The 8,744-nt window shown below is 70.3% G+C and carries 9 protein-coding genes; all 9 read right to left on the reverse strand.

The genetic code is table 11. The features are described from left to right. Positions 1-396, reverse strand: a 396-nt coding sequence (locus GBZ26_RS23570) for an adenylate/guanylate cyclase domain-containing protein (RefSeq protein ID WP_174440937.1), incomplete at its 3' end; no start/stop codon positions are given. 119 nt (positions 397-515) lie between these two features. After that, the gene (locus GBZ26_RS31030; RefSeq protein ID WP_174440938.1) at positions 516-1,520 is read right to left on the reverse strand and encodes an Hpt domain-containing protein; all 1,005 of its coding nucleotides are present in this window, start codon (positions 1,518-1,520) and stop codon (positions 516-518) included. A gap of 30 nt (positions 1,521-1,550) precedes the next feature. Beyond that, positions 1,551-1,928 (reverse strand): response regulator, encoded by a 378-nt coding sequence (locus GBZ26_RS23580; RefSeq protein WP_014241666.1) that lies wholly within the window; start codon positions 1,926-1,928, stop codon positions 1,551-1,553. Then, positions 1,913-2,224 carry an STAS domain-containing protein gene (locus GBZ26_RS23585; RefSeq protein WP_174440939.1) on the reverse strand — a complete coding sequence of 104 codons (312 nt, stop codon included), beginning with the start codon at positions 2,222-2,224 and terminating at the stop codon, positions 1,913-1,915. Before GBZ26_RS23585 ends, GBZ26_RS23580 begins: the two co-directional genes overlap by 16 nt. 180 nt (positions 2,225-2,404) lie before the next feature. Then, positions 2,405-5,143, reverse strand: a complete 2,739-nt coding sequence (locus GBZ26_RS23590) for a sensor histidine kinase (protein ID WP_174440940.1) — start codon at positions 5,141-5,143, stop codon at positions 2,405-2,407. A 1-nt stretch (position 5,144) separates the two neighbouring features. Beyond that, positions 5,145-5,378: a hypothetical protein gene (locus GBZ26_RS23595; protein ID WP_174440941.1), complete on the reverse strand. Its 234-nt coding sequence runs from the start codon at positions 5,376-5,378 to the stop codon at positions 5,145-5,147. Then, positions 5,375-7,582 (reverse strand): 3'-5' exonuclease, encoded by a 2,208-nt coding sequence (locus GBZ26_RS23600; RefSeq protein WP_174440942.1) that lies wholly within the window; start codon positions 7,580-7,582, stop codon positions 5,375-5,377. Before GBZ26_RS23600 ends, GBZ26_RS23595 begins: the two co-directional genes overlap by 4 nt. Further along, positions 7,579-7,995: a response regulator transcription factor gene (locus GBZ26_RS23605; RefSeq protein WP_174440943.1), complete on the reverse strand. Its 417-nt coding sequence runs from the start codon at positions 7,993-7,995 to the stop codon at positions 7,579-7,581. The genes GBZ26_RS23600 and GBZ26_RS23605 overlap by 4 nt, the downstream gene beginning before the upstream one ends. Before the next feature lie 219 nt (positions 7,996-8,214). After that, complete coding sequence (locus GBZ26_RS23610) at positions 8,215-8,616, reverse strand: SPOR domain-containing protein (protein ID WP_174440944.1); 402 nt, start codon at positions 8,614-8,616, stop codon at positions 8,215-8,217. Between the last annotated feature and the right edge of the window lie 128 nt (positions 8,617-8,744).

The following is an 8,744-nucleotide window of genomic DNA, read 5'->3' on the forward strand; positions in this document are numbered from 1 at the left end:
GGAGATGCGGCCGCCCCGTTCGACGTTTGCCACGGTCACGCCGGGCGGGGCGATGGATTCCCGCCGGTCGGCGACGGTGCTGGTGGTCCCGGAGGGGTCGCGGGGTCCGGCGATCTCCGGGCCGTAATGCAGCCCGGCGCGCAGGCGAGGCCCGAACTCCACCTGCCGCTCCATCATGGCGAGCGCGGCGCGGGTGGCGCCGTCGCTTATGGGGAAGCAGGCCAGAAGCCCGTCGCCCAGGCTTTTCACCACCGTGCCGCCGTTCTCCCCGACGATCCGGCGCAGGCCCTCCAGCACCCGTTGGGTCAGCGCCGCCGCCTTGCGGTCGCCCGCCAGTTCATAGAGCAGCGTGCTGTCGGCGATGTCCACGAAGAGGAGCGCGAGGGGCTTTTCCATGAATCTGCGGCAACCGGGGAGAGTGCCGGGAGGTTAACACACACCCGGGCACCTGTCCCGGTTGTGCCTCCGTAGGCCCCTCATGCCGTCAGGGAAAGGGGCCGGAGATGCCCCGTCCCTCAGAAGCGCTTGATCTCGATGTTGTACTTGCGCAGGGCGTAGCTCACCTGACGGGTGGTCATGCCGAGCAGGCGGGCGGCCTTGGCCTGCACCCAGCCGGTGCGCTCCATCGCCCAGAGCAGGCGGTCGCGCAGCGATCCCGACTCCGGCTCGTCCAGCGGCACCTCGGCGGCGGGCGGCGGGGCCTCCGCGGTGATGCGGATGTCGCAGTCGTCGGCCACGAACTCGAAGACGTCGTTGATCTTGTCCAGATCGACGTCCGCGTCGGCGATCAGCGTGACCGTCCAGGAGAGGTGGAGAAGCTCCGCCTCCAGGTTCTGGAGAGTGGGCAGGGCGTCGGTGTGGCATTCGACGGTGGCGTCGCCCAGCCGGCGCAGCGCGCGCAGCATGAAGGCCGGTTCGTTGCCCGACATCAGCAGGTCGGACCGCGGCCGGAAGACGATGGTCCAGCGCAGCTTGCCGGGAGGAACCGGGTCCTCTTCCGCGCGGGCGGCGGCGATGGCCGCCATGGCGTCGCCGAACAGCCCGGCCTCGTCGTCCTCGTCGTCGGCGTAGATGGGGGCCGGTGCCGGTGCGGCGGGGGCGGCTGCCGGAGCCTGGACCTGCGCCGCGCCGCCGCCGCCCGACAGATGGCGGCGCAGGGCGGCCACGGTGCCGTCGGTGGTCCCCGCCGGGGCGGGGTCGCCCTCGCGCGCGTAGGCCAGCATCTGGCCCAGCAGGTCGTTGGCGCGGATCAGCGTGTCCACCAGCTCCGTCGTGACGGGGACGGTGTTGTTGCGCACCCCGTCCATGACCGTCTCGAACTCGTGCGCGAAGGCGACCAGCTCGGTGAAGCCGAAGGCGCCGCCGCCGCCCTTGATGGAATGGACGGCGCGGAAGATGGCGTTGACCTCGTCGGAATCGACCTCGCCCGGCGTCAGCCGCAGCAGGCCGGATTCGGCGACCTCCAGCAGCTCCGCGCTTTCGTCGAAATAGGTTTGCTTGAACCGGCTCAGGTCTTCCACGGGCGCCCCCTCACAAGCCAGGACGCGGCGTCAGCCGCACACCTTCTGCACGACGGAGATCAGCTTCTCCGGGTTGAAGGGCTTCACGATCCAGCCGGTCGCCCCCACCGCCCGGCCTTCGGATTTCTTCTTCTCGTCGGCCTCGGTGGTCAGCATCAGGATGGGCAGCGTGCGGTGCGCCGGGGTGGCGCGCAGGCGGCGGATCAGGGTCAGCCCATCCATCACCGGCATGTTCAGGTCGGTGATGACGAGGTCCACCTTGTTGGCGCCGATGACGCCCAGCGCCTGCTGGCCGTCGGCGGCTTCGACCACGTCGTAACCGGCGCCCTTCAGCGTGAAGGAGACCATGTCCCGCATGGTCCGCGAATCGTCGACGGTGAGTACCTTCTTCTTCACGCTTGGCTCCATTGCTTCAACCAGCCGTCCAGCCCCAGATCCTCGCAGGCTTCCGCCAGGACCTCGGACGGCTGGGCGATGGCGAACGTACGGTTCTGTTCGGCGGCGTGCCGGGAGGCGACGAGGAGCGCCTGGACGCAGGCGGTGCTGATGCGCTCCACGGCCGCGGCCTCGGCGATGACGGTTTGGGACGCGGCGAAGCCGGCGCGCAGGCTGTCCAGCAGGGGCTGCGCCATGGCGAGGTCGAGGTCGCTGGGCAGGCCCAGCTGCACCGTTCCCCCCTCGTCGCTCCACTTGATCAAAGTCACCGCCCGTCTCCTTGCAACCCGACCGGGCAATGCCCCGTCCGGAAGACTGATCATGTCCGGCATTTGGTAAAAAACCTGCCTGAAACACGTATAAGGATTCGTTAAGGCAACTGGACTGACCTGTGTCAACCAGGGGTGTCATCGGGTGGGGCGCCCCGGTCGTTTCGTCTTCCGATTGATTCAGGGCGCCGCTTCCGCACGGGCTTCCGCCAGCGGCACGGTGAAGGCGAAGGTGGCGCCGCGGCCGGGGCCGCTGTCCACCCAGATGCGGCCGCCAAGATGCTCGACGATGCGCTTGCTGATGGCCAACCCCAGCCCGGTGCCCTGCGGCTTGTCGGTCATGGTGTCGCCGACCTGCCGGAAGCGGTCGAAGACGATGGCCTGATGCTCCGCGGCGATGCCCGGGCCGCTGTCGGTGACGGACACGCGCAGGGCCTCGCCCTCCGCCGCGACGGACAGCGAGGCCCGCCCGCCCGCCGGGGTGAATTTCGCGGCGTTGGACAGCAGGTTCACCGCCACCTGGACCAGCCGGTCATGGTCGCCGCGCACCGGCGGCAGGCCGTGGGGGATGGTGACCGCCAGCGCGATGCCGCGCTCGTGGAACAGCCGGGCGGTGGCCGCCGCCGCCTGCTCCAGCGCGGCGCCGAGGTCCATCGGGCCGACCTGCCAGTCGATCTCCCCGGCCTCGATCTTCGCCATGTCGAGAACCTGGTTGATCAGGCGGGTCAGCCGCTCGCTCTCGGTGATGACGAGGCCGAGGAACTCCTGCCGCTGTTCCAGCTCGATGTCGGGGTTGTCGTGCAGCACCTCGGTCAGGGCGCGTATGGAGGTCAGCGGCGTGCGCAGCTCGTGCGTCACGGTGGACAGGAACTCGTCCTTCAGCCGGTCCAGCTCCGTCAACCGCTCGTTGGCGGCGCGCAGCGCGGCCGACGCGCGCTGCAGCTCCGCCGTCTTGTGTTCGAGCTGGCGGCTGTACTCGATGACGTGGCTGGTCTCGTCGAGCATCCGCATCAGCTCGGGGTAGCTGACCTCGCCGCCCTCGACCGCGGAGGCGAGCGCCACCCGCGCGGAGGCGGCGCCGATGGCCCCGGCGAGCAGCCGCTCGGCGAAGCGCACCAGCTCCGCCCCGGCCCGGCGGTCCGGCTCCAGCGGCCCGTTGCGGCGGACATGCTGGGCGAAAGCAGCCTCCGCCCGCTGCGGACCGAGGAAGCGCGCGACGATCCGTTGCAGATCGCCGACCGTGGCGGTGCCGCGCCAGGCGCCGGCGGGCAGGGGGGCGTCGCGGTGCTGGAACACCTCGACAAAGGCGGTGGCCTGCGCCCGCTCGCCCAGGCCCGGCCGGTCGAGCAGGGAGACCACGACGTAGAGCCCGATGTTGAGCAGCATGCTCCAGAACAGGGCGTGGGTCAGCGGGTCCATCCCGTCCAGCCCGAACAGGGCGTAGGGCCGCAGCAGGGCGACGCCCCACGGCCCCTGGTCGATGAAGGAGGCGGGCAACCAGCCGGACCGCGCGAAGCTGGGCAGCAGCAGCGTGTAGGCCCAGGTCAGGATGCCGGCACCGAGGCCGGCCAGCGCGCCGCGCCGGGTCGCCCCCGCCCAGTAGACGCCGCCGATCAGCGCCGGGGCGAACTGCGCCACCGCCGTGAAGGAGATCAGGCCGATGGCGCTCAGCGCGTAGGCCGAGCCGGCGATGCGGAAATACAGGTAGCCGAGCAGCAGGATCGCCACGATGGCGGCGCGCCGGATGGTCAGCAGCAGCGGCGACAGGTCGTGCAGCCGCTCCAGCCGGGCGCTGCGGGCGCGCAGCAGCAGCGGCATCACGATGTCGTTGCACACCATGGTGGAGAGCGCGATGGCCTCGACCACGATCATGCCGGTGGCCGCCGACAACCCGCCGATGAAGGCCAGCAGGGCCAGCCACTCGTTCCCGGCGGCCAGCGGCAGCGCCACCACGAACATGTCCGGGTCCACCGCCCGGTCGGGAAAGCGCATCAGCCCGGCCACCGCCACCGGCAGGACGAACAGGTTGATCAGCAGCATGTAGAGCGGGAACAGCCAGAGGGCGCGGGTCAGGTGGCGCTCGTCCACATTCTCGATCACCGTCACCTGGAACTGCCGGGGCAGGCAGAGCACCGCCGCCATCGACAGCAGCGTCATGGTCAGCCACGACCCGTCGGCCAGCGCCGGGCCGGAGGTGAAGAGGTCGCGGATCTCCGGATGCTCCGCGGCCGCGGCGAACAGGTCGGTCGGGCCGTCGTGCAGCCCCCAGACCACCGCCGCGCCGACCGCCAGGAAGGCCACCAGCTTGACCACGGATTCGAAGGCGATGGCCGCCACCATGCCCTCGTGATGCTCCGCCGCGTCGATGTGGCGCGTGCCGAAGATGATGGCGAAGGCCGCCATGACCACCGCCACGTAGAAGGCGTTGTCCAGGACGACGGGCAGGGACAGGCCGCCGGTGGCGCCGGACGGGTCGGTGCCCCACAGCACGTCGAAGCTGACCGCCACGGCCTTGAGCTGCAGGGCGATGTAGGGTGTCACCCCGATCACCGCGGTCAGCGCCACCAGCCCGCCCAGCCCCTGGCTGCGCCCGTAGCGGGAGGCGATGAAGTCGGCGATGGAGGTGATGCGCTGCGCCTTGGCGATGCGCAGGATCTTGCGCAGCACCAGCGGCCCCAGCAGCATCAGCAGGGTCGGGCCGAGATAGATCGGCAGGAAGCCGATGCCCAGCGACGCCGCCCGCCCGACCGAGCCGTAGAAGGTCCAGGTGGTGCAGTAGACCGCCAGCGAGAGCGCGTACACGTACGGCGACGCGATGACGCTGCGCCCGCCGTCGGCCCGCCGGTCCGCCCACCAGGCGATGGCGAAGAGGAGGAGCAGGTAGGCGAAGCTGGCGGCGACGATGGCGGGCCAGGGCATGTCAACGCCCCCTGCGTTCCAGAAGCACCGCCGACAGCGCGATCACACCTCCCCACACCCCCAACGCGTACACGTACAGCAGGGGCAGGCCGAACAGCGTGTCGCCGGCGCCGAAGACGCGCAGCAGCGGCGGGTTGAAGGCGACCACGCCGAACAGGAACAGCGCGATCAGCCGGTCGGCGCCCGCCCGGCGCGGTGGAGGGGGAACGGGATGCGGGGCGGGCCCGCCGGTCAAAAGGCGCGCTCCCGCGCCGCCAGCTCGACGATGATGTTGGCGCGGCGGATGGCGTCGTCGAGCGTGCGGACGTCGCGTTCCTTGAGCATTTCGACCATGCGCAGGAAGACCGCGGCGGTGACGAGGCTGTCGCCCAGCGCCGTGTGGCGGTCCACCACCTCGATCCCCAGCCGCTCGGCGATGCCGTCCAGCGTGTGGTCGCCGCCCTCGCCGAGCAGCATCCGCGACAGCAGCATGGTGTCGAGCACCGGGCTGTCGAAGCGCACGCCCGAGGCCCGTTCCTTCATCTTCAGGAATTTCAGGTCGAAGGCGGCGTTGTGGGCGATCAGCACCGCGCCCGACACGAAGCCGCGGAACTGCGGCAGCACCTTGTCGATGGTCGGCTTGTCGGCGACCATCGCGTCGGTGATGCCGTGGAAGGGGATCGATTCCGCCGGGATGCTCCGCTTCGGGTTGACCAGCGTGTTGAAGGTCTCGCCGGTCAGGATGCGCCCGCCGACGACGCGCACGGCGGCGATCTGGATGATCTCGTCGCCGGTGCTGGGCGACAGGCCGGTCGTCTCGGTGTCGAAGACCACGTAATGGAGCTGGTCGAGCGGCGTGCGGCCAAGCTCGCTGGTGGCCAGCGGCTGGTGCAGCAGGTTGAAGTCGAAAAATTCCGGCCGCGCCCCGCCGCGCGCCGCGGTGTGGGCGGACGGCGGCTTCAGCGCGGGCGGCAGCGGCACGCGCAGGCGCGACAGCAGCTCGCCTTCCGCCCCCGGCCCCTTCACCGGCTCGCTCCACATCGTGCTCTTGTGGTGCTGGAGCACGTCGCCGACCGTCAGGCCGCCCAGCGCGTCGGGCAGCGGGTGGTCGAGCCAGCTGTCCACGATGCCGCTGGGCACCGACGGGCCGCGCCAAGTGATGTCCAGATAGACCCAGCTGTCCCCGGGCTCCACCGACAGGTCGTAGGCGGGAACCCCGGTCAGCGCGTAGACGTACTCGATCAAGTAGCCGAACAGGATGACGAGGCTGTAGCTGTCGCCGTGCACCCATTGCGGCAGGCCGGTCAGCGTCACGCCGTATTGCGCCTCCGGCCCCACCCGGTGGCGGATCAGGTTGATCAGGTTGGTGGAGTGGATGTCGCTCATCGGCCAGGAACCGGTGACGACGCTGCGGTATTCGTTGGTGACGCGGGCCAGCCGCTCCGACAGGGCGTTGGAGGACTCCATCAGAGCGGCCTGGAAGGCGGCGCGCTCCTCCGGTCCCAGCTCCGGCGTGTCGTCCAGCGTCTCCAGCACGGCGCGCAGGTTGGCGATGGGGGCGCAGAAGCCTTCCGTCGCCTCGCGCAGCAGGGCGTCGCGCTGGCCGAGCGCGGCCAGTTCGCTGGTCGCGTCGGACAGGGTGATGACGTAGCCCGTGATGGTCGGCGGCTCGTCGGACCCGTCCGGCGGGTCCTGCAGGATGGCGCTCATCCGCCCGGCCAGCAGGATGCGCCCGTCGGTGGTGGCGCCGACGAACTGGGCGGTGGTGCCGTGCTCGTGGTTGACGTGCCGCCCCTCGCGCACGCGGAGCGTCAGACGCTCCAGCGTGTGGATGACCGGCTCCGCCACCACGAAATGCAGCAGTGAGCGGCCCAGCCCGAGGTCGCCGGCCAGATGCAGGATGTCGAGCGCCGTCTGGTTGTAGAGAAGGATCTGGTGCTTCAGGTTGCAGACCAGGACGCCTTCGTGCAGGTCGCGCAGGACGGCGGCCAGGCGCGTCTTCTGCTCCTCCGTCTTGGCGGTCGACTCCGCGACGGCGCGGGCGGTGTCGCGGCGGGCGGCGGCCAGCTTGTCCGACAGCTCGTTGACCGCCTTGGCCACCGGGGCGAGGTCGCCGTAGCGGGCCAGCGGGATGCGCGCGCCGGTCTTGCCGTCGGCCGTGCCATGGGCGATCAGTCCGGCCTCGCGGCTCAGCGTTTCCGAGGCGCGGAGCAGGCGCCGATCGACCAGCCCCCACAGGCCCCAGACCGCGGCGGTGACGGCGGCGGTCATGGTGACGGCGTAGGTGACGAAGGCGTTCGGGTCGTTGTTCGCGCTGAAGCCGACCGCGGCCCCCACCGACAGCAGGGGCAGGCCGACGCCGGCGGCGCGGAAGGCCAGGGGGACGATCCGGCGCGGTTCCGCCGGGGTGGTTGCCGGAGCGGCGGTTCCGGTACTTCCGGCGGTCGCCGGGGCGCTCATGGCTGAGGCTCCGCGGTTCCGCCCGGCGCGCTGTCCCGGTTGCTCTCGGAGGTCAGGTACTTGCGGACGGTGGTGACGAGGTCGCGGGTCGAGAAGGGCTTGGTGATGTAGTCGGTGGCGCCCAGCGCCATGCCCTTCTGCCGCTCCACGTCGCGGCTCTTGGCCGTCAGCATGATGATGGGCAGCGACTGGTAGGCGGGGTTGGCGCGCAGCGACTGGCAGACGTCGAACCCGTCGCGCCGCGGCATCATGGCGTCCAGCAGGATCAGGTCGGGTGTGCTTTCCGCAACCGATTCAAGGGCTTCCTCGCCATTGCGGGCGATGCGCACGGCAAAGCCCGCCTTCTGCAACAGGACCTGCAGGGAGAGGACGATGCTGGGCTCATCGTCGGCGACCAGGATCGTCGGCTTCATACCAGGGTTTCCTCCGGTTCGCCGGTCTGATGCGCCGGCTTCTTGCGGCTGCGCTTGTTCTAATATGCGTGCCTGTTCAATCCCATGTTAGCGGCAAGGAGAAGGACAGATCAAGACGAAGCCCGCCCGCAATGCCGAAATTGCGGACGGGCTTTTCCAAAGGAAAGAAGCGGAATAGAGGGGAGCGACAGTTTGTCGCGGTGGCGCCGTTGCCTGCGGTCAGCGCGTCGAGACGACGATGGGCTGAGCTTCCACCTTGCCCTTCAGCGACGCGGCGGCCTGACGGGCGGCGGCGGTGTCGGCATAGCCGCCGACGCGGACGACGTGCCAGGACCGCTGCTCGGCGTCGGTCCAGTCCAGCGCGTAGGCGTTGAAGCCGAGACCGCGCAGGCGGCGGACCAGCCCTTCGGCGTTGTCGGCCTGCTGGAAGGACCCGACCTGCACGGTGTAGCGCCCGTCCGGAACAGCGGCCAACGCCGGCGGCGTCAGCACGCCGGACGACGGTGCCGTGGCGGGCGGGATGGACGCGGTCTTGAGCGCCGGCTTGACAGGCTGCGGCGCCGGGCGCGTTGCGGCGGCTGGGCGCTGGGGGGCGGCCGATGGGGGGCGGGGCGGCAGCATGGACTTAAGCTCGGGCCGTTTCGCGGGCTTCCCGGGCTGTCTCCTATACTCATCTTACGCTTCCCGCGCTCTACTCCGTGGCGGTGTCGCGTGGCTGCCTCACATTTATAAAACAAAAGAACAGACAA

This window comes from Azospirillum formosense (assembly GCF_013340925.1).
Classification (GTDB): domain Bacteria; phylum Pseudomonadota; class Alphaproteobacteria; order Azospirillales; family Azospirillaceae; genus Azospirillum; species Azospirillum formosense.

What these genes read in the sequence shown, in the direction of transcription:
- GBZ26_RS23580 (WP_014241666.1), bottom strand. Translation starts at nt 1,928, where the DNA reads ATGGAGCCAAGCGTGAAGAAGAAGGTACTCACCGTCGACGATTCGCGG.
- GBZ26_RS23590 (WP_174440940.1), bottom strand. Translation starts at nt 5,143, where the DNA reads ATGCCCTGGCCCGCCATCGTCGCCGCCAGCTTCGCCTACCTGCTCCTC.
- GBZ26_RS23600 (WP_174440942.1), bottom strand. Translation starts at nt 7,582, where the DNA reads ATGAGCGCCCCGGCGACCGCCGGAAGTACCGGAACCGCCGCTCCGGCA.
- GBZ26_RS23605 (WP_174440943.1), bottom strand. Translation starts at nt 7,995, where the DNA reads ATGAAGCCGACGATCCTGGTCGCCGACGATGAGCCCAGCATCGTCCTC.
- GBZ26_RS23610 (WP_174440944.1), bottom strand. Translation starts at nt 8,616, where the DNA reads ATGCTGCCGCCCCGCCCCCCATCGGCCGCCCCCCAGCGCCCAGCCGCC.